The sequence below is a fragment of the Pararhodobacter sp. CCB-MM2 genome (assembly GCF_001691415.1).
Lineage (GTDB): Bacteria > Pseudomonadota > Alphaproteobacteria > Rhodobacterales > Rhodobacteraceae > Pararhodobacter.
On the sequence record NZ_LRRR01000111.1, the window covers coordinates 1 to 400 of the forward strand.

General features: G+C 52.2%; 1 protein-coding gene. It reads left to right on the top strand.

From position 1 onward, the window contains the following. Window positions 1-81: 81 nt before the first annotated feature. On the top strand, window positions 82-400 hold a 319-nt coding region (locus BCY78_RS24410; RefSeq protein ID WP_139103333.1), incomplete at its 3' end, for a hypothetical protein.

The following is a 400-nucleotide window of genomic DNA, read 5'->3' on the forward strand; positions in this document are numbered from 1 at the left end:
ATACAAATGCGTCTGCAGAAACTGGGGCTAAGATCCGTTCATGATGTCGCTGAGTTGCCCACAGGTGATCTTTCTTATCGGGTGGACAAAGAGCTGGCCATGTATCTGAGTCAGGCACTCGGTCATGCGGAATGGAAACCGGAACCCTTTGAGATACCCGAAAACTTCCGCCTGAAAACCGACATGGAGCAGGAGTTCGAGTCTCTCACCCCTCTACTGTTTCCGCTGGCCTCGGCCGTCAAAAGATTTTGCCGCTTTTTGCAGAACCGCTGTCTTGTGAGTCAGAGCCTGACAGTGAAACTCATTCATCGAAGCCATCCCGACACCACCATGCCGATTCATCTGGCCACAGCGGATAACCGGGTGGATGCCTGGGTTTACATGCTGAGCATGCAAATAG